Annotated in this window: 19 protein-coding genes; 2 read left to right on the forward strand and 17 right to left on the reverse strand. The window is 52.2% G+C overall.

Features of this window, described 5'->3' with window-relative positions:
* Positions 1 to 33: 33 nt before the first annotated feature.
* A complete protein-coding gene (locus B212_RS0113490) occupies positions 34 to 579 on the reverse strand; it encodes a GNAT family N-acetyltransferase (RefSeq protein ID WP_019911342.1) in 546 nt (181 codons plus the stop codon).
* Positions 580 to 678: 99 nt separating this feature from the next.
* On the opposite strand from B212_RS0113490, the gene B212_RS0113495 reads away from it, so the two are divergent.
* Positions 679 to 2502, forward strand: coding sequence for an ABC transporter ATP-binding protein (locus B212_RS0113495; RefSeq protein WP_232231480.1), 1824 nt, complete (start codon positions 679 to 681; stop codon positions 2500 to 2502).
* Between the two features lie 11 nt (positions 2503 to 2513).
* Here B212_RS0113495 and B212_RS0113500 read toward each other — a convergent pair whose 3' ends face one another.
* The 13 genes from B212_RS0113500 to B212_RS0113560 all read right to left on the reverse strand — a co-directional run bounded on the left by B212_RS0113500 (position 2514) and on the right by B212_RS0113560 (position 18405).
* Positions 2514 to 3371 carry a hypothetical protein gene (locus tag B212_RS0113500; protein ID WP_156830124.1) on the reverse strand — a complete coding sequence of 286 codons (858 nt, stop codon included), beginning with the start codon at positions 3369 to 3371 and terminating at the stop codon, positions 2514 to 2516.
* A gap of 117 nt (positions 3372 to 3488) precedes the next feature.
* The gene (locus B212_RS0113505) at positions 3489 to 4184 is read right to left on the reverse strand and encodes a pseudouridine synthase (RefSeq protein ID WP_019911345.1); all 696 of its coding nucleotides are present in this window, start codon (positions 4182 to 4184) and stop codon (positions 3489 to 3491) included.
* A gap of 104 nt (positions 4185 to 4288) precedes the next feature.
* Positions 4289 to 4471: a DUF3934 family protein gene (locus B212_RS0113510; protein WP_036668149.1), complete on the reverse strand. Its 183-nt coding sequence runs from the start codon at positions 4469 to 4471 to the stop codon at positions 4289 to 4291.
* Between the two features lie 143 nt (positions 4472 to 4614).
* Positions 4615 to 5700 carry an aspartate-semialdehyde dehydrogenase gene (asd, locus tag B212_RS0113515; protein ID WP_019911347.1) on the reverse strand — a complete coding sequence of 362 codons (1086 nt, stop codon included), beginning with the start codon at positions 5698 to 5700 and terminating at the stop codon, positions 4615 to 4617.
* 123 nt (positions 5701 to 5823) lie between these two features.
* Entirely contained in the window at positions 5824 to 7032 is a 1209-nt protein-coding gene (locus B212_RS34505) for a VWA domain-containing protein (RefSeq protein ID WP_019911349.1), read from the reverse strand.
* Positions 7033 to 9378 (reverse strand): DUF5682 family protein, encoded by a 2346-nt coding sequence (locus B212_RS0113525; RefSeq protein ID WP_019911351.1) that lies wholly within the window; start codon positions 9376 to 9378, stop codon positions 7033 to 7035.
* Complete coding sequence (locus B212_RS0113530) at positions 9375 to 10478, reverse strand: AAA family ATPase (RefSeq protein ID WP_019911353.1); 1104 nt, start codon at positions 10476 to 10478, stop codon at positions 9375 to 9377. Before B212_RS0113530 ends, B212_RS0113525 begins: the two co-directional genes overlap by 4 nt.
* A gap of 314 nt (positions 10479 to 10792) precedes the next feature.
* Entirely contained in the window at positions 10793 to 12631 is a 1839-nt protein-coding gene (locus B212_RS0113535) for a hypothetical protein (RefSeq protein ID WP_019911354.1), read from the reverse strand.
* Positions 12632 to 12670: 39 nt separating this feature from the next.
* Positions 12671 to 14110, reverse strand: coding sequence for an SWIM zinc finger family protein (locus B212_RS0113540; protein ID WP_019911355.1), 1440 nt, complete (start codon positions 14108 to 14110; stop codon positions 12671 to 12673).
* 671 nt (positions 14111 to 14781) lie between these two features.
* Positions 14782 to 15384 carry a response regulator transcription factor gene (locus tag B212_RS0113545; RefSeq protein WP_019911356.1) on the reverse strand — a complete coding sequence of 201 codons (603 nt, stop codon included), beginning with the start codon at positions 15382 to 15384 and terminating at the stop codon, positions 14782 to 14784.
* The gene (locus B212_RS0113550) at positions 15381 to 16523 is read right to left on the reverse strand and encodes a sensor histidine kinase (protein ID WP_028530810.1); all 1143 of its coding nucleotides are present in this window, start codon (positions 16521 to 16523) and stop codon (positions 15381 to 15383) included. Before B212_RS0113550 ends, B212_RS0113545 begins: the two co-directional genes overlap by 4 nt.
* Positions 16524 to 16648: 125 nt before the next feature.
* Positions 16649 to 17710, reverse strand: a complete 1062-nt coding sequence (locus B212_RS0113555; RefSeq protein ID WP_036669361.1) for a fatty acid desaturase — start codon at positions 17708 to 17710, stop codon at positions 16649 to 16651.
* 146 nt (positions 17711 to 17856) lie between these two features.
* Positions 17857 to 18405 (reverse strand): PadR family transcriptional regulator, encoded by a 549-nt coding sequence (locus B212_RS0113560; RefSeq protein ID WP_019911359.1) that lies wholly within the window; start codon positions 18403 to 18405, stop codon positions 17857 to 17859.
* 162 nt (positions 18406 to 18567) lie between these two features.
* On the opposite strand from B212_RS0113560, the gene B212_RS0113565 reads away from it, so the two are divergent.
* Positions 18568 to 19728 (forward strand): alpha/beta hydrolase family protein, encoded by a 1161-nt coding sequence (locus B212_RS0113565; RefSeq protein ID WP_019911360.1) that lies wholly within the window; start codon positions 18568 to 18570, stop codon positions 19726 to 19728.
* Positions 19729 to 19834: 106 nt separating this feature from the next.
* Here B212_RS0113565 and B212_RS0113570 read toward each other — a convergent pair whose 3' ends face one another.
* The 3 genes from B212_RS0113570 to B212_RS0113580 form a co-directional block, all read right to left on the reverse strand.
* A complete protein-coding gene (locus tag B212_RS0113570) occupies positions 19835 to 21043 on the reverse strand; it encodes an MFS transporter (RefSeq protein ID WP_019911361.1) in 1209 nt (402 codons plus the stop codon).
* 220 nt (positions 21044 to 21263) lie between these two features.
* Entirely contained in the window at positions 21264 to 22862 is a 1599-nt protein-coding gene (locus tag B212_RS0113575; RefSeq protein ID WP_019911363.1) for a response regulator, read from the reverse strand.
* A 19-nt stretch (positions 22863 to 22881) separates the two neighbouring features.
* Positions 22882 to 24249: an ABC transporter substrate-binding protein gene (locus B212_RS0113580; protein WP_019911364.1), complete on the reverse strand. Its 1368-nt coding sequence runs from the start codon at positions 24247 to 24249 to the stop codon at positions 22882 to 22884.
* Positions 24250 to 24257: the final 8 nt, after the last annotated feature.

Raw genomic sequence — 24257 nt, forward strand, 5'->3', positions numbered from 1 at the left:
GCGCTGTGCTTTTTGTTCCTTTTAAATAAGGCGCTATTCTCTCCATCTTCCCATTACAACCGTGTTGTAGTAGTTGCCGTCAGACAGGAGCTTGTCTTTTTGCAGCACGCCTTCGGCTTCGAATCCCAGCTTGCGGTAGAGGTTAATGGCGCTGCCGTTGGTCTCCAGAACATACAAGGACATTTTGCGGATGCCACTGGAATCGGCCCAGTCAATCGAGGCTTGCAGCAGATTTTTGCCGATGCCATATCCCCAATATTCCTGCAGCACTCCGATTCCAAATTCCACTTTATGCGCCAGCCGCTGTAAACTGCTGCCTTCACATCTGGAGAACCCGGCGATTCTGTCATTCACCAACGCCACCAGAAAAAGATTCCGGTCATTTGCGGTATCCGTGTGAATAATCTGTTCAAAGCCGTCTGCATCAATGTAGGCCTCACCGCGCACACGGTCCAGGTTCTCGGTCTCTCCATCAATTTGCAGCCGGACCTCTGACAGCTCCTGCGCATCGGCAGGTGCGGCTGATCTTATGGTGTAGCTTACTCCATTACGAGTGAATTGCTGTGGCTCAATCTTCATGCTGCGCTCCCTTCCCGTACATTAGTTAATTTACATCAGCCTGAACTAGGCGTATCATCCAGAAGGAAGCAACTAATTCTCAGAAGCTGGTGATCTATCGTGTCAAGAGGTTTCGGATCGGTGGGCAGCGGCGGCCACGGCAAACTGAAATTCGCTGATGATGAATTGAAGCCCAATCTGTCCAAAGCGCTGCTGCTGCGCATATCCAAATATTTCTTTCCATATTGGAAGCAGACGCTGCTGGTAATGGTTGAACTGATGGTATCCGCAGTACTGGGTCTGCTGCCGCCCCTGCTGATCCAGCAAATTATCGACGTAGCGCTGCCTGATAAAAACCTTCAGTTCCTCATACTGCTCGTTGCCCTTTCACTGGGTACGACTGTCGCAACCGGTCTGCTGGGTGTGCTGCAGAATTATTTGAATTCTTTTATCTCCCAAAACATTGTCCATGATATGAAAAACCAGATGTACCGCCATTTGCAAAGGATGCCCTTACAGTTCTATTCAGGTGTCCAGCAGGGCGAAGTGATCACACGCATGACGAGCGATATTTCAGGCGTTCAAGGTGTGTTCAGCAGCACGGTTGTTAATTTCGCCAGCAATCTGCTGATCCTCGCCGCCACTACCGGGACATTATTCTTCATGAACTGGAAGCTGGCAATCCTTGGAGTGCTTGTCGTCCCTCTGTTTGTCGTGCCTACCCGAAAAATGGGCAATGTGCGCTGGAAGCTGGCCAAACAAACCCAGGAAAAGATTTCCGAGCAGAATCAGTTGATCCAGGAAACGCTCAGCATCAGCGGATATCTGCTAATGAAGCTGTTCACCAAAGAAGCGGCGGAGTACGCAAACTTCACCACCATCAATGCTGAAGCAACACGTCTGCAAATCCGGGAATCCATGGCCGGACGCTGGTTCCTGATGGTGCTGTCCACCTTTACCAGTATTGGTCCGATGCTGATTTACCTGTATGGCGGTTATCTTTTTATTCAAGGCGAGCTGTCCATAGGGGCTATTGTCGCCTTTGTCGCACTGCTGGGCAGACTCTACGGCCCTGTGATGCAACTGACGAATCTGTATGTGGATATCAAGCGCTCTTCAGCGCTTTTTGAACGGATTTTTGACTATTTTGACATGGAGCCGCACATTGTGGATGAACCCCGGGCATTGCCAATCAGCGCAGCAGGCAAAAACATCGAATTTCAGAACGTTTATTTTGCCTACCAGCCGGATAAACCGGCCGTTCAGGGAATCTCCTTCACCGCTCCTGCCGGAACCCTGACTGCACTGGTCGGGCCCAGCGGAGGAGGCAAAACGACGATCACCAACCTCATTCCGCGCCTCTATGAGATCCAGTCGGGAGCGATCACCATTGGCGGCAGAAGCATTCGTGAATTTACGCTGGAGTCGCTGCGTTCACAGATTGGCCTAGTGACACAGGATACTTATCTTTTCAATGGAACCATTCTCGAAAATCTGTTATACGCAAACAGTACAGCCAGTGAACCGGAGATCATTGCCGCCTGCGAGGCCGCATACATCCATGACTTTATTATGAGTCTGCCGGAAGGTTACAGCACAGTAGTGGGCAACCGGGGAATCAAGCTGTCCGGCGGCGAGAAGCAGCGGATTTCCATTGCCAGGGTACTGCTGAAGAGCCCTCCGATTATCATTATGGATGAAGCTACCTCCTCACTCGACACAGCATCAGAATACTATATTCAACAAGCAATGCATGCCCTGCTGCGGGGCAAAACCAGCATCGTCATCGCCCACAGACTTTCTACGATCATGGCGGCCGACCAAATCCTCGTCGTTCAGGCCGGAACAATCATCGAGGAAGGCACACATCAGTCATTGCTGGAGAAAAATGGCGTATACAGAGACCTCTATGACAAGCAGTTTGAGCCAAAGGTGTTGAATTAGCCAGAACCCGGTTACTTGGACTCAAGGGTACGCAGCGGTTTCAGCTTATTCATCCAGCCGCTGATGTGATCATAGGAGCCTGCTTTGATCGTTTGCAAATAAGTGTCCACAAACCCGCCGTCTCCGGAGGTCTGTCCCGCAAGCTTATAGAACTCAGGAAAACGGGCCTTAGCTTCATCCAAGCGGTCCAACACGAGATAGGCATCAAGCAGCACTTCCAAGGTGCCTTCTGTTGGATCTGCCTTGTAATTCTTTTCCCCTTCCAGCAGTTGCTTTTCCCAGTATTGATTGGTTTTTGCGGTATTTGGAACGTATTGATTCCCCTTGAGTTCATACACGGCATATAAAGCCGGGCCGAGCGGTACCTGACCGGAATAAGGGCTTGCCAGCAGCTCCGGGCTGCCATCCTGATCCACATCCTCATAGTTCACCTGAACGTTATCCTGAACAGTAACCTTTATAGCTCCATCTATATTTTCCAGAATGATATAGGCCGACTCCGGGCGGTTATCCGCAAGACTGAACAGGAAGGTGGGCCGGTTGTTCTGCAGGAGTGAATGTGTCCAAATATTCTTTGCTTTATCTGAGATATAGCCGCCTTCGATCTTCAACCCGGCTTGCTGACTATCAAAAAGAACCTCTTGCTGATTAGCGATCAAAAATTGCGTGTAGTCAAAATCACCGTTGTTCCAGTAATAAACCTCGTAGGTCTGCCCGTCCAGCGGCACAGCTTCCTTATGAACGAACCCGGAGTATTTCTTCTCTATTGAATCTATTGACAGGTCCGGTGATGGTGATGCTGCCAGAGAGGGCTGGGCCGATACATCTGCTGAACGGGTGGGCGAAGCTGTAGCTGTTGCCGTTGCCACAGAAGTTTCTGCTGGGTCTGCTGTTGGTTTAGAACCGGATGACGAACACCCTGTAACTATCAATAAAGTAATAAAAAAGCTCACGTATTTTTTCATTTGGTTCTCCTCCACAACTATCTAGTCGTTTAAACGGTCCAGAAGCTCTGATAGTTCGTCGTTCCCCAGGTGTCTCCACTGCCCTCTTTCCAGTCCGTTCAAAGTAATATTCATAATGCGTATCCGTTCCAGGCGGAGTACACGGTAGCCCAGTTCCTTGCACATCCGGCGGATTTGCAGATTAAGACCCTGGGTAAGAATAATTCCGAATTGGGTTTTGCTTATCTTATAGGTAACGCATAGTTTGGTCCGGGTACCCAGAATTTCTACGCCTCCGGCCATCTTCTCCAGGAAATCTTCAGTCACGGGTTTATCGACAGTAACGACATATTCCTTCTCATGCCCATTCTCCGAGCGCATCATTTGGTTCACAATCCCCCCGTCATTGGTCAAAAGGATCAGACCCTCGGAAGGTTTATCCAGTCTGCCAACGGCGAAGATTCTGGAAGGGTATCCGACAAAATCAATAATATTCCCCTCCACCTGACGCGCCGAAGTACAAGTTATGCCTATAGGCTTGTTAAGCACCAGATATACAGGCTCTCTTTCGGCAATAGTAATGGGAGCACCGTCTACAGCAACAATGTCCTCCGGCTCGACATTGTCTCCTTTTTCACATACCCTGCCATTAATCGTAATCCGTCCTGCGGAAATCATCCTGTCGGTTTCTCTGCGCGGGTATAGGCCAGTTTCACTGATGTATTTGTTAATCCGCATGCTTACGCCCGCTTTCCTGTTCTCTAGATGAAAGACACCTGACTCGGAGTAAAATCAACCAAATCAGATGCCCATTAGTGATCATTTATGAGCAAATGGCCAATTTATTTGCCGCTCCCTGCTTTATTTCCATCACTGCTCTTGGCAGCGCCCGTTCCTTTGCCGCCCGCCACCCCGGAGGGTCTGCCTTTAGCTGGCTTTACAGGTTTTGCCGTTTTGTTCCAGCGGGTCCAGCCTTTGCTGCCTGTTCCTCTGCCTGTACCGCCGCCTTTACTTTTTGCCACAATATCACTCCGTCAGTATTCAGTTTTCGTCTTGCCCTGTTACATCTTACCATTACCCAGGTGATATGTCAGGTAAACACACAAGCAGCCTGCCAGAGAAGCTCCAGCAGGCTGCTTGTATACACTTACTATATGAGACCCAAGAATTACTTCGGCTGGATATAACCTTCAGCTTTCAGCAGCTCAGCGATCAGAACAGCACCGCCTGCTGCGCCCCGTACCGTATTATGGGACAGGCTGACGAATTTGTAGTCGTACAATGAATCCTCACGGAGTCTTCCGGCTGAAATCCCCATCCCGTTCTCAATGTCACGGTCAAGCCTCGTTTGCGGACGGTTATCCTCTTCGAAATAAGTGATGAACTGCTTAGGCGCGCTTGGCAGCCCCAGCTCCTGAGGACGGCCCTTGAAGCTGCTCCAGCGTTCAAGAATCTCTTCCTTGGATGGCTTCTGCTCAAAGGATGCAAATACCGCAGCCATATGTCCGTCAGCGACAGGCACACGGATACATTGTGTGGTGATGACTGGCTGTTCGCTTTTGACAATACCATTGTCGGTCACGCTTCCCCAGATCCGCAGCGGCTCCTGCTCGCTCTTCTCTTCCTCGCCGCCAATGAACGGAATTACATTATCAATCATCTCCGGCCAATCGGCAAAGGTCTTGCCGGCCCCGGAAATCGCCTGGTAGGTTGTAACGACAACCTTCGAAGGCTTGAAATCATGCAGTGCATGCATTGTAGGCATGTAGCTCTGAATGGAACAGTTAGGCTTCACGGCGATAAAGCCGGTTTCGGTTCCCAGACGTTTCCGCTGCTGGGCAATAACCTTGAGATGCTCCGGATTGATCTCAGGAATGACCATCGGAACATCGGGTGTCCAGCGGTGTGCGGAGTTGTTCGAAATGACCGGCGTTCCGGTGCGTGCATACGCTTCTTCCAACGCCTTGATCTCTTCCTTCTTCATATCTACGGCGCAGAAGATCAGATCCACATCTGCAGCCACTTCCTCTACTTTGGAGGCATCCTGAACCATGATGCTCTTAACCGCTTCCGGCATCGGTGTGGACAGCTTCCATCTGCCGCTTACCGACTCTTCATAGGTTTTCCCAGCCGATTTGGCGCTGGCGGCGATAGCCGTCACCTGAAACCAGGGATGATTCTCAAGAAGTGCAATAAAACGCTGGCCCACCATGCCTGTACCGCCGACAATACCCGCTCTCAACTTACTTGACATAAGAAATTCATTTCCTTTCAAGCAGCACGTCGATAAGTGCTTTTTAATAACCGATTATAAATGATATATGCAGCTTACACAATATGTGATTGTAAAGTATATGTTCCCATGCGCAGAAATGACTCACGTAGCTCCCAGACGTTTGGCCAGCTCGCCAAGATCCTGGCCTTTGAGTGCGCCTTCCACAAGTGCAGGCAGCAGAGCCGGAGTGCAGGCAAAGCAAGGTGTGCCGTCACGCGTGAGCTGCGCAGCCAACCGCTCGTCATAGGAAGGCTTGCCTTCATCCGACAAGGCCAGCAGTGTCATCGTGCGGACGCCCGACTGGCGCAGCTCACGCATCCGGCGCACCAGACCGGCCTGGTTGCCGTTCTCATACAGATCCGAGACAATAATAAACAACGTCTTCTTCGGCTCTTCAATGAACTGCTCGCAATACTTCACCGATTTGTGGATATCCGTTCCTCCGCCAAGCTGAATGCCGAACAGCATATCCACGGGATCATTGGCGCACTGCTCCGTCAAATCCACTACCTCGGTATCAAAAACCACCACACGGGTATTCAGTGCCGGGATGCTGGCGAAGATGGAGCCGATGACCGAAGCCCAGATAATGGAGCTTGCCATCGAGCCGCTCTGGTCAATATCTACAATAACGGTCCACTCTTTGCTCCGGCGAGCCCGGTCAAAATAAAAAAACCGTTCGGGGATCAACATCCGCCGCTCCTGATCATAGTGCTTCAGGTTCCGCTGAATCGTCAGCTTCCAATCCAGCCCGCTGAGCGAAGGGAGCGGGGAATGCTGGCGCTTGTTCAGCGCTCCGGTAACCGCACGGCGGATATCGGTTTCCAGCAGCTTGACCAAATCTTCCACCAGCGCCTTGACGAGCAGTCTTGCCGTATCCTTGGTCTTCTCAGGGATCTTGCCCTTCAGTGACAATAGCGTGCCCACCAGTTGAATGTCCGGCTTCACGGCAGCCAGCAGCTCCGGTTCAAATAACAACTGCTTCCAGCCCCGGCGCTCCATCGCATCGCTCTGAATGATCGACACTACATCCTCCGGGAAATAGCTGCGCACATCTCCGAGCCATTTGGAGAGATGCAGGGCGGCATGCCCGGTTCCTGCGCCTTTGCCTCTGCCGGAGGAAGACCCTGTTCCGCCGCCTCCGTCTGTATCATCATAGATGGCGGCAAGCGCCGCATCCATGATCAATTCTTCATCAGTCAGGCTAAGCTGGCCGCCTTCGCCATAACCTGACAATGCTTGTTCTGCTTCCCGGCCCAGAATGAGCCGCCAACGGGCAACTGTGCTCTCCTGCTTGTTCTCATTCCCCATCTAAAAATCCCCGAAGTCAAAATCATTCAAATCGTCCAGCATCTTGGCTTCATCCTCCTTCAGTTCTCCGGTGAGAATCTCAGCCGCCTGCTCCACATCCACACCCCACAGCTCGCCCAGCAGCTCTGAGATCATCGTCTTCTCGCGCGGCGAAAAGGTGCTGAACGCCCGGCGCAGGAACACCAGCGCCCGCTTGAATTCCTCATCCTCCAGAGCGTTGATGTAATCATTAAGCTGTTCCCAGAGGCTCATCCGGGACAGCAGTCCGTAGCGGTTGCGCATGGACAACCCTTCGAACCATCCTGCGCCGAGGTCAGCGGGAATCCCCGGGGACAAGCGGCGCGAGACCTCGGAGGCGACGTCTGCCGCCGAGATGGCACCGCGCTCCATCAGAATTGCACATGCAAAACCCGACAGCCGGGGATTACGGTCATCCCGCTCCGAGAGATGCAGCAGCTCTTGCAGCCATAATGCTTCATCCACCGTTTCGCTGTGCTCCAGCGAGATCACGTTCAGCTCATTCATGGCAATTAGCATTTTGCCGGCGGCATCATCATTGCAACTGCTGGCATCCAGCAGGAACAGACAGCCGCGCCGGAACAGCTCCTCCATGAGCGGCACAAGCGGGGCGGTGTCTACCTTGCGGATGTCGCCGAAGCCGATGATCGTTGCCAGCTCGCGGGCGGCTGCCGCTATCCCCACTACATCACGGCTGTCAACTGCGAGACTCTGCAGCACCCTGCTGCTCTCCTCCATCTGCGCGGTCATACCGCACTCACAGGCCAGCCGGATAAGCGCCGAGGCTTCGGCAATGGAGCGGCATTCCTGCAGCTTCTCACGCAGCACATAAGCAGCAGCCACCTCGACGGTCTCGCCGAGGAGGGTCGATTCCACGACCTGAATCTCCACCTCGGGTGACCACTGAATGATCCAGTATTCCGCCCATGTGGCTCCTTCCTGGCCGCTGGGTCTATTCTTGGCAAAAGAAATACCGAGCAGACCCAGCCTGTGGAACAGAATGGAGCGGTGCAAATCCAAATAGGCCGCCTCCTGGCTGGAGACTCTGCGGTTCTCTCTAAGGTCGAGCGACAGTTCGCTGGCTACAGTCGTTTTGTATTTCTCCAGCTTATAGCGCTTCAGCAGCCGGTTCAGGTCATCCTGGATCGGCGTCTGGCTGACGCCGTCGGCAAGGTTGCCGATGGCTGTCCCGACATCGACTCTTGCCAGTCCATCGGCGACGGCCGCCAGCTCGCCGTGCCCAAGCAGCGTCTGCGCGGCATCGCGCAAATCGCGCAGCGTAGGCGCACTCCCGCCGTGCAGCGCGGCCAGCGACTCCGCCAGCCGCACCGCCTCGATCACCTCGGCGGTGGAGCGGTGTGTACCGCCGCTGCGCACATGGCGGGCCACCGTGGACAGATAGAGATGCGGCAGCTCCTCAGGCCGTCCGGCCGTCATCGTCTCCCACATCATTTCGTAGTAATGCGGCGCTCCATTACCCGCGCCGTAACCGGACATCGTGGACAGCTTATAGTACGAGTATGGCATCAGCGTCAGCTTGGTGCTGCGCGAAGGCAGCCCCGCCAGCTCGGACTCAGTCATAACCTCCGATAAGCTGGCAAGCGCTGCCGCATGATAGGCGCCGCAGATGACCACAATCTTCCGGGGATCATGTCCGGCATCAATAGTCTTCTGAATCTGCCGCCGCATGTAGGCTTCGCGCAGCGCATTATACGCATGCTCCTTCGGCTGCTCAAGCTGCTCCTTGCCCTCCGACAGCTCACGCATCTGGGCGGAGAAGGAAAGAATCGCCGTCCGGTACGCTCCGGTATTGGCGTTATGCTCGAAATTACGCTCCCAGTACATATCATAATCATATTCTCCGGCGAGCCGGGCAATCCGGCTGTAGACGGATTCCGGTTCCTGGATGTCTTCACTCGCGGGTTCACCGGATTCCACTGCCTCAGGCTTCGTTCCCCTCCCTGAGATTTCTTCCCGCCTCATGGCATCCTGCAGACTTAAGGTAACGGAGGAAGGAAGATCAATAAATGCAGCTTCAGCCCCGTTCTCCTTCGCCCACTTCATGCCCTGATATTCCGGGGAATAGACGGCAAAAGGCCAGAGGACAGTTCGTACCGGCAATTCCTCGGTGAAGGCCAGAATTGCCACCGGAGGTTTCGTGACCTCATGCGTCAAATGACGGATTTCATCGGTCGCATCGCTTGGCCCTTCAATAAGCACTGCGGTCGGCTGAAGCTCATTCAGGTAATCCAGTACATGCTTTGCGCCGCCCGGAGACAAATGCCGCACCCCGAAAATATGTACTCCTGCTTCAGCAGTCGCCTTCACTCGTTCATCTCCTTACAGGCCTGATACAGGCCGCGCCATTCCGCTCCTTTTTTCTTCATTACATTATCAAGGTATTCCTTCCAGACCAGCTTATCCTTATCATCATCCTTGACGATGGCCCCCTGAAGTCCGGCAGCAAGGTCACTATTGGTCAGCTCCCCGTCGCCGAAGCTGGCCGCGAGCGCCATGCTGTTCGTCAAGAGTGAAATGGCCTCTGCCGTGGAGATCACCCCGGTTGGCGTTTTCACCTTGTCCTTCTTGTCAAGCGTCATGCCGCTGCGCAGCTCACGGAAGATCGTAACCACCTTAAGCAGCGCTTCGTCAGCCGGAACGGCAGCCTGAAGCTCATAAGAGGATGCGATTTCAGCGACTCGCTTCTTCACAATCGACAGCTCCGTTTCAATATCTGACGGGGCGGGCAGCACAATGATGTTGAAGCGGCGCTTCAATGCCGCCGACATTTCGTTGACTCCGCGGTCCCGCGTATTGGCTGTGGCAATAATAGAGAAGCCTTTGCGCGCTCCGGCTTCCTTGCCCAGCTCCGGCACCGAGATCGTCTTCTCCGACAAAATAGAGATCAGCGCATCCTGCACCTCTGAGGCGCAGCGGGAGATTTCTTCGAAGCGGGCGATCCCCCCGTCTTCCATCGCGCGCATAATCGGGCTTTTGACCAGCGCTTCCGGGGTAGGGCCGTTTGCCAGCAGCATGGCATAATTCCAGGAATAACGCACATGCTCTTCGCTTGTTCCGGCAGTTCCCTGCACAACCAGCCCGGAATTGCCATAGATCGCCGCGGCCAGATTCTCCGACAGCCACGATTTGGCGGTCCCCGGTTCACCGATCAGCAGCAGCGCCCGGTCCGTGACCAGCGTAGCCACCGCCATCTCGATCAGACGCGTATTGCCGATATATTTTGGCGTAATTACCGTTTTGCCTGCCTTGCCTCCGGCAATGAAGGTCAGCACTGCGCGCGGAGACATCTGCCAGCCTGCCGGAATTTTTCCGGTATCCTCCTTCTTCAGCGCTTCCAGCTCTTCACGATACAATATCTCTGCCGGCAGCCGCATATAGTCTTGAAGCTGCTCTTGTTTCGTTGACATGGACACCTCTCCTTTATATAAAATCTATATAAACTGACTATTGATTTACCAAATCGGCATTGGTCGTAACTGCGGGGAATGTTTGGACTTCCGGCCGCTGGTATGTTTGGAATTTCTGATTTTGAACCGCTGTCTGCGGTAGAAACCCAAACATAGCCTAATCATACGGCCAGCTTTCCTACGGAAAGCTCTCAGGCGGACGCTACCGCTCCGTAAGTATCCAAACTTCCCTCCACACTCCAACCTTTTTATGATTTTTTCAAGTTCAGCTTATAGCATCTTGTATAGTCATCAGAGCTTCTCTCAACCCGCCGCTACACTATGCTCCGCAGATGGATAATCAAATACTCCAGTTGTCTATGGCTTTCATATCTGTATTTCGGAAGCACCGCTTCTATGCGGCCGATATAGCCAGGCGGGAAACGCAGCATCTGATTAAGCAGGTAGTAATCGAACATATACGGATTGAACGACCTGTCATTCTCCAGGACATTCATCAGCAGTTCCTGACGCTCTGCCTCTGCCATACCCGAGCGTTCAAGCCCCATAAAGATATGATTCATAGCATCATGGCTGCGCCGTTTGCCCTGCTCCTGAAGCTTGTTCAGCAAGTAGCTGCGCACTCCATCATGATTGGGGCGTGCAAAGGCACACACCAGATCCAGCGAATTGCGTTCAATGAACCAGTCCAGCCAGTGCGGGTCCCATTTCGCGGCAATAGTCTCGGCTGACAGCATTTCACGTGCATAATACTCCCGCTCGCTCGACAGCTCCCAGCCTGCCTTATAGACAACACTCTCCACGTTGACAATCTGCCGTTCGATCGTTTCCAGAAGCTGCTGGGCACGCTGCCCCGCATTCTTGGCCAGCTTGGATTTCAGCTTGTTCATCATCGTGCCGCCGAACTCCTTATACAGGTCCGCAGGTGTCAAGAGCTGCTGCGCTGCCCGGAAATAATTCGGCACATAGCGGGAATTCAGCTTCTCCAGCTCCTGCAGCTCCGCAAGTGCCGGCTCAGACGAAGCTAGCTCCTTATACAGCGCCGCCCGATCCATCAGCGGCATCCAGCCAAGTGAAGAGAAGCGGTGATATTCCGCGATGACGTAGCTATAAATTTCATCGAGCTGTGGATTCCGCTCCTCATAAAGTGCTGTCAGGAAAGGCTGAATTCCTTCCCAGACAGCCTCAGTTTTTTTCTTGTCCCCATTCTCCACCGGAGCCTCGCGCAGCTCCTCCATAAATAGAGTGGACAGCCTCGCGCCAAGCTCTGCGGATGGCCATTCAGCCAAAGCAGCGGCCACCAGCGCCCGGTCCTTCTTGGTGTTAAAAGCTTCAAACAGCCTCTCCCCACCCTGCGGTGAGCCGCCTGCCGCCAATGCCGCAAACGCCGCCTCGCGGATCACCTTTTTCTTATCCATAGTCCATTCCAGCAGATTGGAGGTGTACTCTTCATGACCGCCAAGGCATTCGATCGCCGCTACCCGGATATCGTCGCTGCCGCTTTCAGCGGCTTTGAAGATTTCACCCAGCAATCCGTCCCCGCCTGCCTTGCCGATCACCTTCAGCTTGCGCACCTCGCTTCGGCCGCCGGCCGGATTGAAGGTTTCCAGCAAATAATCGGCGATAGCCGGGCCATAAGAAGGGAGAATTTCCGTCATGGCAAAATCGGCAATTTCTGCATAAGGATCGCTTAATGCCGCAATTGCCAGCGGAAGCAACCGTAAATCCTGAAACATCCCTTCCTTGAAGGCATCAACAACAATCTCATGTCTGCCGCCTCCGGTTGTAGTCAGGGCCTGCCGAACTGCGGCCAGCTTTCTGTAAGGCAGCTTAGTTTCCAGGGCAAAGCTCCGGGTCCGCAACGCTCCGGGAGTTCCGTCAGGAGTGGTTGCTCCCTGTGTATAGAGCACAGATTCCAGCAGCAGGGTCAACTCCTGCAGTTGAACGGCCGGGGCAGGCTCCTGCCCCCCTGCGGGTTCGAGCAGGGAAGAGATGCCCTCGCCAAGCCGTTTGAAGACCGCGGCCCGCTCTCCAAGCTGCTGAAACTGCGGAAGCAGCCGTTTCAGGCGGAAGTCTCCGGCGGCCAGGTCACTGCCGGCAATATATAGCCTTCTGACCTCTTGATGAAGCTCTTGCAATAGTGCTGTACTCATGGGCTATCCCCCTATAGGTATATATAAGAACGGAATATATTAATACAAAAGCCGGGTCATCCCTGCATCTTTTATAACAGTTAGCGGCTGTGCTACCAGACGTCCCTGATCCAGACGGTGCTCGAACATTACCAGAATATAACTGTCAGCCAGCGATGAAGCAGGCAGAAAAGGCAGCAGATTCACAGTGCCTTGCGGGAGCGACGGAATATCCTCAAGCACCAGAGAGGTGCCGGACTCGTCGGTGATCACGTATTGTCCGCTCTCTGCCACGCCCAAATTGGCCGCATGCAGCAGCAGCACAGGCGTTTTGTCACCGAGCGGATTCTTTAATTGATTTTTGACCTTCTTGACAGCGTCCGCATAGGAGCGGTGCGCTTTTGCCGACACAAGCGCTAAATCATCCGCCGAGACGGCTCTGCTCGTCATCTCCTCATAGCGGACCCTGGCATTCATATCGCCGGGATACTTGTACAGCAGAGGAATCCGGGCAAGCTCATTAAAGCTGTCTTCCTCCCGCATCAGCTTAGCCGCTTTGTAAGGGCGGTAGGTGACTGTCCGGTGAATCTCGCCGCTCGCAGGCTCGATCCAGTAACCCGCATCCACATATTCCTGACGGGCCAGATCATCATAGCTGTAGAAGGTCAGTTGAAGCAGCTCCACCGCTTCCTTCACCAGCCCGTATTCCTTCAGCTCGGACAATTGCCAGGCATGTCCTAGCCATTCATCAATTGTAGATTCATGATCCAGCGCCAGCTCCGGGTCCTCTGCTCTGGCAGTCAGATAGACCCGGCCCTTCTTGATAAAAGCATGAAGCCGGGTCAACTGCTCCATGGCATATGTATAATTCTCTTCAAGGTCCTGCCCGGCTCCAAGCAGCAGCGCAAGCCGGCGCAGCTCAATCTGCGCTCCGGACAAATAATAATTGCCGAGCTGCTTCACATGCTCCTGGATCATCTTGAGCGTCTTGCTGTCAATGGTGGATAATCCGCCGCGAATCAGGGACAGCACCAGCTTTTCCAGCAGATCCAGCCCTTCGAGCTGTGCGGTGATTTTTTTCTTGAGCGCGGACTTATTGACCTTCTTCGGCTTGCTCCCGCCGCCTTCGGCTGCCTGCTTCGCCTTGTTCTCCTCCCGCTTTTCCGCCTTTTCCCGTTTGGAAGCTATATCCTCCGGCACAGGTGCTGGCGTGAATGTCTGTCCTTCCGTATAAGCATAGAGCAGACCTAAAGCGTGCTTGCAGGGAAATTGACGGCTGGGACAGGTGCAGCGGAACACGGGACTCTCCGGCACGATGAAGTCCACAGAGCATTCATAAGGGGTCTTACCGCTGCCGGCGCACTGACCGAAGAGCAATTCGCTGTTCTCAGAAATATTCAGCTTAATAAAGCTCTTCTTGCGCACCAGTCCCATACCGTTCTTGATGGCGGCGGCGTTCGGTGCGAGTGAATCAACATAGGATGATGTGAGTTCAGGCAAATGGGTTTCCTCCCGACTGGATTAAGTGGCTGAACAGCCAGAATCATTGTCTTTTGCTGAAACATGTTCTGTCATTACCATAATCAGGGATAAGAGCACATGTTTGCATTCATCATAGCAAAAATGCTTGCCGGTTCCAATCCTGGGCACCGATTCATGGGAAAAATAGTCATATTGTCCCAGGTCACTTAGGACTATTGAGCATGGAAGCAAGCAAAAAGGGACTCCTAAGAGTCCCTGGTACAGCATCAGAGCTGAATCTGTGGGTGAGGTCATCCATTCGGGGGTTGGTGAAGAGAAAACGCAGCAGCGAAGTCAGCTCCTTACGGACAGGGGAGCCGTTATTTTCAAGAAAACGCCACTGTTTGCGGCTTAACGGACCTAGTGGCGCTTATCGTTTCTCCAAGGAACGTTTTGAAGCGGAATATTTCATCATAAGGCCCGTGGTGTCCGTAACTTCCCCAAGCCGTGACTCTCATCCCAATGAAGCGCACCACAGTCCGTAACCCCGGGCCAAACGCCAATTGATGAACGAACCCCGTCTGGGAAGGGGGACACCTGAAGGAGATCGCTCCACGACTTCCGTTCTTCGGGCATCCCGCGCCCCTATTCCGCCATTGTAAATCTGACGCTCTACCAGATTCGGGTTTTATCCAGCTTCGCGTGACAATCTATTTGAACCAGCCCTTTTCTTTGAACCTGGTAATGGCTTCAATCCGGTTGCCCACATCCAGCTTGTCGAGAATGACGGAAATGTAGTTGCGGACCGTTCCGGTTGTAATATAGAGCTGGCTGGCGATCTCCTTGGTGTTTTTGCCGTCGGCGATCAGTCCCAGCACCTCCTTCTCCCGCTGTGTCAAGGGGTTGGCTTCACTGCTGTAAGCCTCGTCCATAAGCTCGGGGGCATACAGCCGTTTGCCGGCCATCACACTGCGGATTGAAAGCGCCAGCTCCTCACTCGGACTATCCTTGAGCAAATAGGCGTCCACACCGGTTTTGACCGCACGCTCGAAATAACCGGCCCGGGCGAAGGTGGTCAGAATCATGATTTTACAGCCCGAATCCTTCAGTGCTTCCGCCGCTTCAAGACCGCTCATTGCCGGCATTTCAATATCCATGATGCAAATATCCGGCTTGTGCTGCTGGACCAGCTTTACGGCCTCCTCGCCGTTCCCGGCCCGGCCCACCACCTTCATGTCATCCTCCAGATCGAGGAGAGAAGCCAGTGCCCCCAGCAGCATGCGCTGATCTTCAGCAATTACAATTCTGATCATTGTCCCTCTACCTCCAGTTCAGCCTGCATAAAAACATTGGGCACCTTAATCACTATCGTTGTTCCTTCATCCACTACAATATCCATACTGCCGTTAACAAATTCAAGCCGTTCTCTCATTCCCTGCAGTCCATGCCCCTTATGCTGATTCATCACCCCAATACCTGCACCATTGTCCTGCACCCGGATAACCAAGTCGGTCCGAGAGGGTTCAATGAAGACCCGGCATACAGTCGCACCGCTGTGCTTCACCACATTGGTCACCGCTTCCTTAAGGCACATGCTCAGCACATTCTCGGTAATCAATGAGGTATTGGTCAGCTTCGGATTGCCTTCGAGCTGAAATTCAATCTCCGCCGCCTGCAGAAACTGCTGAATCCGGATCAGCTCGTCTTCGAACCGGATGCCCCGCATCTGCGTAACCATCTCCCGGACCTCCTTGAGCGCGCTTCTGGCCGTCTGACGGACATCGTTGATTTCAATAACCGCCTGCGCCGGGTTTTTATGGATTAATTTGCCGGCGAGATCACTTTTGAGACCGATCAGAGACAGCTTCTGCCCCAGCGTATCGTGAAGGTCGCGCGCAATCCGGTGGCGTTCCTCCATTTTGACCAGCTCGGAGATCCGCTTATTGGCATCCTCAAGCTGGCCCTGCAGCTTATCCTGGTTGTTGCGGTTATAAGTCGTCGCAGGCAGCAGCACTACAGCGATCATACTGACCAGAACGAACGGGAGCTGTGCGATAAATACGGGATTGCCTGTAATCAGCTCATAGTTGATTGCTACAATCGTCGTCAGCAAATGAATGGAATAGAAGGTGAAGAACCCGGCCCGCTTCTGAATATTTCCGATAAAAAAAGCCAGAAACAGCGCAAAGTACATATATCCGAACAGCAGAGTCATCGTAATGGAGACGAGAATCTGCACACTGGTCCAGAAGTAGACCACCCACCCTTTGGACTTGAACGATAGCACATAACAGGTGAAAAAGATCGCTATCATGATGACTCCAAATATCCACTGGTTCTGGTCAACGGAGGAAAAACGGAAGATGAAATAAAACGGCAGAATGTAAAAAACGACCCATACATAAGGGCTGAGACCTGTGCTTTTATGGAAAATGTGGTGCCACTTCTGCATGTCAGCCATCCTTTTTGCCAGCAAGTTTGTACCCCCATTCTAGCATAAACCCGATGGCAACAGGCAATATGCGCCAAAAAAGAGAAAGAGCAGCACCAGCTTCCGCTATTGCTGCTCTTCTCCATCTACTCGCTCTGAAGTCCCGGCTTGATCCGCTTCAAGCCTTCTCCCTGCTGCTTGCTCTGCCGCATTCTTGCCCTGATCTCCTTGAAGCTGACAAACGTTTTGTTCTCCTCATCCCATAGACGAAAACGCAGCGCCTTCAGGCTTGTGGCAATCGTAATGGTTGTGGCATGCTGCAGCGGAGGCGAGGCGTCGTGTGCCCGCTCCAGGTTGTAGTTCGGCACCTTCGGGCTTAAATGATGCACATGATGGAAGCCGATGTTGCCGGTGATCCATTGCAGCAGCTTGGGCAGCTTGTAATATGAGCTTCCTTCCACTGCGGCGGAGACATAACTCCATTCTGCTTCATGTTCAAAGTAGGTATCCTCGAATTGATGCTGCACATAGAACAGCCAGATTCCAAGAAAGCCGGAAAGGAATACAATGGGGAGCTGCACCAGCAGAAAAGCCTGCCAGCCGATGGCCCAGATCAGCAGCCCGTAAAGAGCAGCGATCAAAACATTGGTCAAATAGGTGTTCATCCGCTCCTTGCGTCTTGCACCTTTGGCATTAAAGCGGTATAGAATCACGAATACAGCAATTGGACCAACCACAAACAAGATCAGCGGATGGCGGTAAATCCGGTAGTACAAGCGTTTCCATGGATTCGCAGCCGCATATTCTTCCACGGTCATAATCCAGATATCGCCGATGCCCCTTTTATCGAGATTGCTGCTCCCGGCATGGTGAATTGAATGGCTATGCTTCCACTGGCGGTAAGGCACAAGCGTTAATACGCCCGTAATCGTCCCGAGGATATCATTGGCTTTGCGGCTCTTGAAGAATGAGCCATGACAGCAATCATGAAAAATAATAAAGGTGCGGATCACAAACCCCGCCGCAGGAACTGCAAACAAGAGTGTCAGCCCATAGGATACGGAAAGGCTGAAGTATGCGGCTGCCCACAAAAGCGCCAGCGGCACCAGTGTGTTCGCGAGTTGTCTGATGCTCGAACCCCGGTCAATTTTCTCGTAGGGTGCCATGCTTTTCTTCAAGCTGGATAGCTGGGATGTCTGGTTAGTCATCATCTTGCCCGTTTCCTCCTCGGATGTATCCGGTTAAGGATGCATTCATCTAGCATCATTATAGAGAAGGAAATGTCACCCCGGTAAGACATAAACATCAATGATACAGCATGACAAATATCACATTTATTCAAATAGATTCTTCTTCATGAATTTTTTATTTTTGTAATAAGTTCATTACACCAATCCAAATAAAGCTGCTCATACCTTGCTCCAAACTGGATGACAGCAATACTGGAGAACATGGGATCGTGGGTACTGGACGATTTGAACTGCTCCGTCAGCTCGCTGATTTTCTGCTCATAGATCACCAGGCGCTCTTCATGCTGAGCCTTAATTTCCTCTAAACGTTCAATCATTTGTTCGGATGGAATCATCCACGAATTGTAGGCTTTCAGCAGAAAATCATCACGAACCTTATCTACTTCCTTGGGTTGGATGGTCCACTGGGCCAATGCCAATTGCCCTTCTTCTGTAATCTCGTATATCTTTCGGGCAGGACGATAGGTATGCTGCTCTACACCTGCCAATGCCACTAATTTATCTTTTTCCATCTTGGATAATTCGGGGTACACCTGATTGCTGCCAGCTTTCCAAAAAGGGGCAAAGCGATCGTTCATTTGCAGCTTGATATCGTAACCGCTCAACGGCTCCCGGGCTAATAATGAGAGCAACGCATAACGTATCAGACTCATGGGAACAACTCCTCTTAATTTATACTAACATTCATTCTAAACGATAAATAAGAATTTGTTCAGTGAAAGATATAGGTTAAGGTTAACTTTACAATTCCATTTTATTAAGTTAAATTTGTTATAGGTTAAATATGACCTATAAATTTCAAGGAGGAATTTTATATGAAAATTATTTTTCAGGACCCTACATTTTCGTTCGAATTACTGCGCACAATGAGTTACTCTTCTTACGGCGGAGCAGATGTTGGCGAATGTCTGTCCACTGCTTACCGGATTCAGGAAGGTGACTTTGAGAGCTGGTACACCGAGTGGAATAACACTGCAAACCGTATCCATTCTATTGCTACAGAGAGTATGGAGCGGGGACATCGAGTAAGTGCAAGAGAAGCCTTTTTGCGTGCCTCCAATTATTACCGGACTGCTGAATTTTTTTTGCATGGCAATCCACAAGATCCCCGTCTGCACGACACTTGGCAAAAGAGCAGGAATTCCTTTCGCCAGGCGCTTGCATTTATGGATATCTCGGTTGATCAGGTGAAAATTCCATTCGAGGGAACTTTTTTGCCTGGTTATTTTTATTATGTGGATCAACAGCCCCGATCTACATTGATAATCCATGGTGGATATGATTCAACGGGAGAAGAGCTATATTTTGGCGGAGCCTTAGCGGCATTACAGCGGGGATACAACTGCCTCACGTTTGAAGGGCCTGGGCAGGGTGGCGTTATCCGGGAGCAATCCATTCCTTTCCGCCATGATTGGGAGCATGTCATTACTCCGGTTATTGATTATCTGCAGTCCCGGCCGGAAGTTGATCCCTTGCGAATTGCATTGATGGGAATTAGCATGGGGGGATTCTTGGCGCCTCGAGCCGCTGCCTTTGAACACCGGTTAGCTGCCTGCATTGCGAATGACGGATTGTTTAATTTTCAGATCGGGGCCTTTAGAGGTTTAATGAAAGAGTCGGAGAGTCTAGATCAATTCTTTAGCAAGTTGATGGAGAGCAGCACGCAATTCCGCTGGGCAATTGAGAATGGAATGTTCACCTTTATGGCGGCAACCTATCAGGAGCTCATAGATAAATCAGAGCCATTTACGCTGGAAGGCGTGGCACAACATATTAAATGTCCGGTGCTAGTGTGCGAAGCGGAAAATGATCACTTTTTCCACGGTCAGCCACAAATGTTATATGATGCATTGAGCTGCCAAAAAACCTACATGCGATTTACCGCAGAAGAAGGCGGAGAGGAACACTGTCATTTCGGAGCGCTGCAACTGTTTAACCAGCGAATTTTTGCGTGGCTGGATGACGTCATGAGATAGGTAGAAGAGTTTATTTCTCTTTAAAAACCGATAGGGCTGTCCCAAAATCTGGAACAGCCCGCAAATTTGGAGCTTCAACGATCCAGTCTGACATCTGTCACATTCATTAGGAGGACATGGATCGTACAGACCTCTTGTCCTTCTTCCGGAGCATTGGCAGCAGAACCAGCATCGCGATCAGGAACAGCACTCCGCTTCCGGCAAATACCGTGAACAGCGAGAAGAGTTCCTTCAAATACCCCGCAATAGACATGCCGATGACCATAAAACCCATAAACAAGGGACCCATAATACCGCCAACCCGCCCCATATAAGCACTCTCCGTATTTTGCACAAGCAGCGTATTGATGCCAATGTGGATGCAGGGATAAAAGAATCCGGCCAGCGTCTGAAGCACAATGGTCAGCACAACCTGGTGTGACCAGCCTACGCCTATGGTTCCAAAGGCACTCGCAAGCAAGCCTGCAGCAAGCATGATTTGCGGCTTCACCTTGTGGCCGGCTGCCATAATGAGCGCACCTCCGACCAGCATGGAAGCCCCATTCGCCATCATCACCCATTGCAGGAATCCGCTGTCCTTGCCCAGATTCTCGATAATGACAAACACGCCAAGCGGTTGAATCAATCCCGCCGCCAGCCCTGCGAAAGCAAACGCTGCTCCCAGATTCTTCAGCACGCTGCTGGAGCGCACATAGCGCAGTCCCGCTGCCACCTCTGCAATAATCCCGCTCCGCACCCCTTCGCCGCTCCCGGTTGCATCCTTAGGCAGCCTGCTGAGAATCAGCGCCGAGCCGGTAAACATTGCCGCCATAATGACCAGAGAGACCTCAATCCCGTAATGCTGATAAATATAAGCACCCACCACCGGACCAATTACCATAAAGAATGCTGTCAGCGACTGGAACATCGCCATCACGCGCTGAAGCTGATCTTCCGGCACATGCTGCTTGAAGAGCTTCATCGCCGAAGGCTGCGAGAACTGTGATAGAACAGCGGAGGCAAACGTAGCCAGCAGCAGAACTCTCCATGACCCCCCCGCCACCACGAGAAGCACAACCAGGACAGACACCGCCGAGAGCCCATCGCTTAGGATCATCGTTCTTTTCGGACGCCAGCGGTCAGCGAAGGTTCCCCCGACAATCGCAAACAGAAAGATCGGGGCATATTCTGCCACTGAAATCAGGGATACATAAAACGGGTCATTATTTGTAATTTCTGTTACATACAGCAGAATGGCAAAATTCCGCACCCACACACCAAGCTGCAGCAATACTCTGGACAACACTATCGTCCGCACATACCTGTTCCTCAACACTTCAATATCCCTCCAACAAAATAAACATATTGTCGATACGTCTATTAATATATAGACATTTAGTTATTTTGTCTATATTTAATTAAACAAACATCTAATTTGTTTATTTTTCAGCTCCGATTGGACGCAAAAAATCCTTTAGGCCAAGCGCCGGAAACATAACTGGACGCTTCACATAAAGGATAGATTGTGATTACTCGTGCTTATTGGCAAGTAGAGGTTAGTTCGCCTGCTGGGCATGCTCCTCGCGGTATTCCGTCGGCGTTTTTCCGGTTGCTTTTTTGAACACCTGGGTAAAGTAGCGCGGGTCCTGATAGCCGACCAGCGGCGCTACCTGATAGACCTTAACATTGCTGCTGCCCAGAATATATTTGGCCTTCTCCATCCGGCAGTGGGTCACGAACTCCAGGAAGGTATAGCCGGAGATTTGCTTGAACAGTGTACAGAAATGGCTGATGCTCAGATCGGCCACCTCCGCGACCTCTTCGATGCTGAGATCCTTGTGGTAATTGGCCTCGATATACCGTTTGGACTTCTCCACCACGCTCCGCCCGTCCTCACGGGAGGTTGTCTTGCTGCTCTCCAGCATCCACTCGCGGAATTCGATCTTCAGCGCGGCAATCATGGAGGAGAGCGTACCCAGCCCGTGCAGTCTGCTGAGCAGACCCTCCAGCGACCAGTCGGAGTGCATATTCAAGTGCTCGAATTGTCTGTACAGCACAACGATCATTTCAATAATCAGCCGCTCGGCCAGCTCCTGCGGAAGACTCTGGGCTTCAATAAAAGCGGCCATTTCATCGAACAGACCCAGCATCCGCTCCAGATTCAGGGTACGGATACTCTCGATCAGCGCAAGCTCCAGCTCCTTTGGATACTTCACCTCCCGGCTGCCGCTCACCGGCGTCTCCTCATCAATGAACACTCCCGCCTGACCAGAGTAGAAGCGCTGATACAGGGCTTTGCTGGCGAGCGGGTACACCGTGCTCAATTGGTTAATCCCCCGTGTGCTCCGGCTGATTCCGACTGAGCAGACCAGCTTGGAATATCTTTTGATGCCGGCAATCAACTGCTCGCCAAGCTCTCTTTTAACACTGCCAAGACTCCCGGGAAATAGCAATATCCACTCTCCATTATAGAAAGGGAAGACGGAGAGCACGCCATTCTCTAGCGACCATTCTTCAAGAATATTACGCACCGCGAACAGCCAGAGCCGTTTCTCCTCCGCACTCCACTGTGCCGTAAGGGCCGAGTAATCGTCCAGACGGACTACCGCCATGAAATATTCACCCTCCAGCTCGCTGTTCTCCAGCCATTTCAGGTGCTGCAGCGGCCGCGGATTGCCCTGCGTAAACTCAGCGAGCATCCGCTCCCGGGCCAGCATGGACAAGGTCTGCACCGAGAGCAGCATCTGTTCATTTTCTTTCTGGCGGTCGAGCTTGGCTTTGGCCCGGGTCAGCATTTCCGTCAATTCATCGTGATCAATCGGCTTCAGCAAATAATCAAATGCACCCTGCCGCAACGCCTCCCGGGCATATTCGAATTCCCCGTAGCCGCTGATGAAGATAAAGATCAGCCGGCTGCTCCGGGGCAGCACCTCCTTCATCAATGCGATGCCGTCAATAACCGGCATGCGGATATCGCTGATGATAATCTGCGGCGCCGTCTCTTCAATTAACCGCAGCGCCACTTCCCCGTTCCTCGCTTCGCCCGCGATTGTCAGGCCCAGCTCCTCCCACGGAATCGCTACCTTCAAACTGCGCAATATGATCGGCTCATCATCCACCAGCAATACTTTATATTTCTCATGTTGAGCACACATCTCAGGGCACCCCCCAGGTTTATTGAATGGTCGAGCTCTGAATCAAGTTCCAGTACTGCTTCGATGCGGACTGCAACTGCTCCAGCGCCTGATCCGCCTGCAGCCCACCATCAATCATCTCTTCAATGACACTCAGGAATGTTTTCTTGACCTCCGGCGACATCAGATTGTCATACGGCACGAAGCTCATCCGGTTGTCTTCCATGATCCCCATGACCTGGGCAAATACCGGGCCCGTCTTCTTAGGATCAAAGGGAATCCGCATAGATGGAATTCTTAAGCCTTCATAGACAATCCGCGTCTGGATTTCCTTGGTATAAAATCCCTTGAGCAGCGCAAGCGCCGCTTCCCGCTTAGCTCCGCTCAGACTGGAGGAGAGTCCGATCCCAATCGTATACCCGCCCGCCATTGAAGGCTCTTCTCCGCTCTTTAGGGCGGGGAAAGGAATTACACCCACCTGATTCTGAAAGTCAACAGGGGCGGTGTCTCCAGAGAACAGGTTAATGTCCCAGTTCCCGTTCAGATACATGGCGGCTTTCCCGCTGGTGAACAGCATGACTGCATTCTCCGTTGACAGATCATTCGATGAAGGACTGAATGCCCCTTCGGATATCCACTTATTAAGATGCTTAAAGGCCTCTGTATACGCGCTGTTCTGAAAGCTGGCTCCATCCTTCCCGGTGACCAGCTTCTGGATCAGGTCGGGTCCGGCATAACGGTCCATTAAATAATGGGCGAATATTCCGGCGGGCCAGCGGTCCTCATTTCCGAGCGCAAAAGGAATATAACCGGCCCTCTTCAATTGCAGAATCGCCTGATCCAGCTCTTTAACCGTCTCAGGAGCTTTAATCCCCAGCTTACCAAAAATATTTTTGTTAAAATACAGCGGCTCTGCATTCCCTTCGATGGGCAGCCCGTAAATATGATTGTTAAACGTCCATAGATGAAGGTCCTTGAACTGATTCTTCAGGCCGTTCTCCTCAGTGAACTCCGTTAAATCCATGAGCCGGTTGGAACGCACATAAGGCTCGATCTCCGCACCCCCGAAGAGCACAAACATATCCGGCGGCGTTCCTGTAACCATCTCGCTTTTGAGCTTTTGCTCGCGGTGGATGGTCTGGTCCAGGCCCTCAAAATTCACTTTCACATTGGGATGCGCCTTCTGGTACTCCTTCACAACCTCCTCGAAGATCGCCAGCAGCGGCCGGTCATGCTCCTTGATCCAGAAATGGCGGAAGGTCAGCGTTATTTTCTCCTCCGTGCTGCTCTCAATCGGTTCTCTGCCCCCGTGCAGAATATAAAACACCGCGCCTGACATCAGCATAATGTAGAGGAATATCCAGCCCCATTTGCTTAGCCACCTTACGGCTCTTTGCTTCTTTTTCATCCTGCGTC

Source organism: Paenibacillus sp. HW567, from assembly GCF_000374185.1.
Taxonomy (GTDB): domain Bacteria; phylum Bacillota; class Bacilli; order Paenibacillales; family Paenibacillaceae; genus Paenibacillus_AQ.

Excerpts from the sequence above, each read along its gene's own strand:
- B212_RS0113490 (WP_019911342.1), bottom strand. The coding sequence starts at position 579 with ATGAAGATTGAGCCACAGCAATTCACTCGTAATGGAGTAAGCTACACC.
- B212_RS0113505 (WP_019911345.1), bottom strand. The coding sequence starts at position 4,184 with ATGCGGATTAACAAATACATCAGTGAAACTGGCCTATACCCGCGCAGA.
- asd (WP_019911347.1), bottom strand. The coding sequence starts at position 5,700 with ATGTCAAGTAAGTTGAGAGCGGGTATTGTCGGCGGTACAGGCATGGTG.
- B212_RS34505 (WP_019911349.1), bottom strand. The coding sequence starts at position 7,032 with ATGGGGAATGAGAACAAGCAGGAGAGCACAGTTGCCCGTTGGCGGCTC.
- B212_RS0113530 (WP_019911353.1), bottom strand. The coding sequence starts at position 10,478 with ATGTCAACGAAACAAGAGCAGCTTCAAGACTATATGCGGCTGCCGGCA.
- B212_RS0113535 (WP_019911354.1), bottom strand. The coding sequence starts at position 12,631 with ATGAGTACAGCACTATTGCAAGAGCTTCATCAAGAGGTCAGAAGGCTA.
- B212_RS0113545 (WP_019911356.1), bottom strand. The coding sequence starts at position 15,384 with ATGATCAGAATTGTAATTGCTGAAGATCAGCGCATGCTGCTGGGGGCA.
- B212_RS0113550 (WP_028530810.1), bottom strand. The coding sequence starts at position 16,523 with ATGCAGAAGTGGCACCACATTTTCCATAAAAGCACAGGTCTCAGCCCT.
- B212_RS0113555 (WP_036669361.1), bottom strand. The coding sequence starts at position 17,710 with ATGACTAACCAGACATCCCAGCTATCCAGCTTGAAGAAAAGCATGGCA.
- B212_RS0113560 (WP_019911359.1), bottom strand. The coding sequence starts at position 18,405 with ATGAGTCTGATACGTTATGCGTTGCTCTCATTATTAGCCCGGGAGCCG.
- B212_RS0113565 (WP_019911360.1), top strand. The coding sequence starts at position 18,568 with ATGAAAATTATTTTTCAGGACCCTACATTTTCGTTCGAATTACTGCGC.
- B212_RS0113575 (WP_019911363.1), bottom strand. The coding sequence starts at position 22,862 with ATGTGTGCTCAACATGAGAAATATAAAGTATTGCTGGTGGATGATGAG.
- B212_RS0113580 (WP_019911364.1), bottom strand. The coding sequence starts at position 24,249 with ATGAAAAAGAAGCAAAGAGCCGTAAGGTGGCTAAGCAAATGGGGCTGG.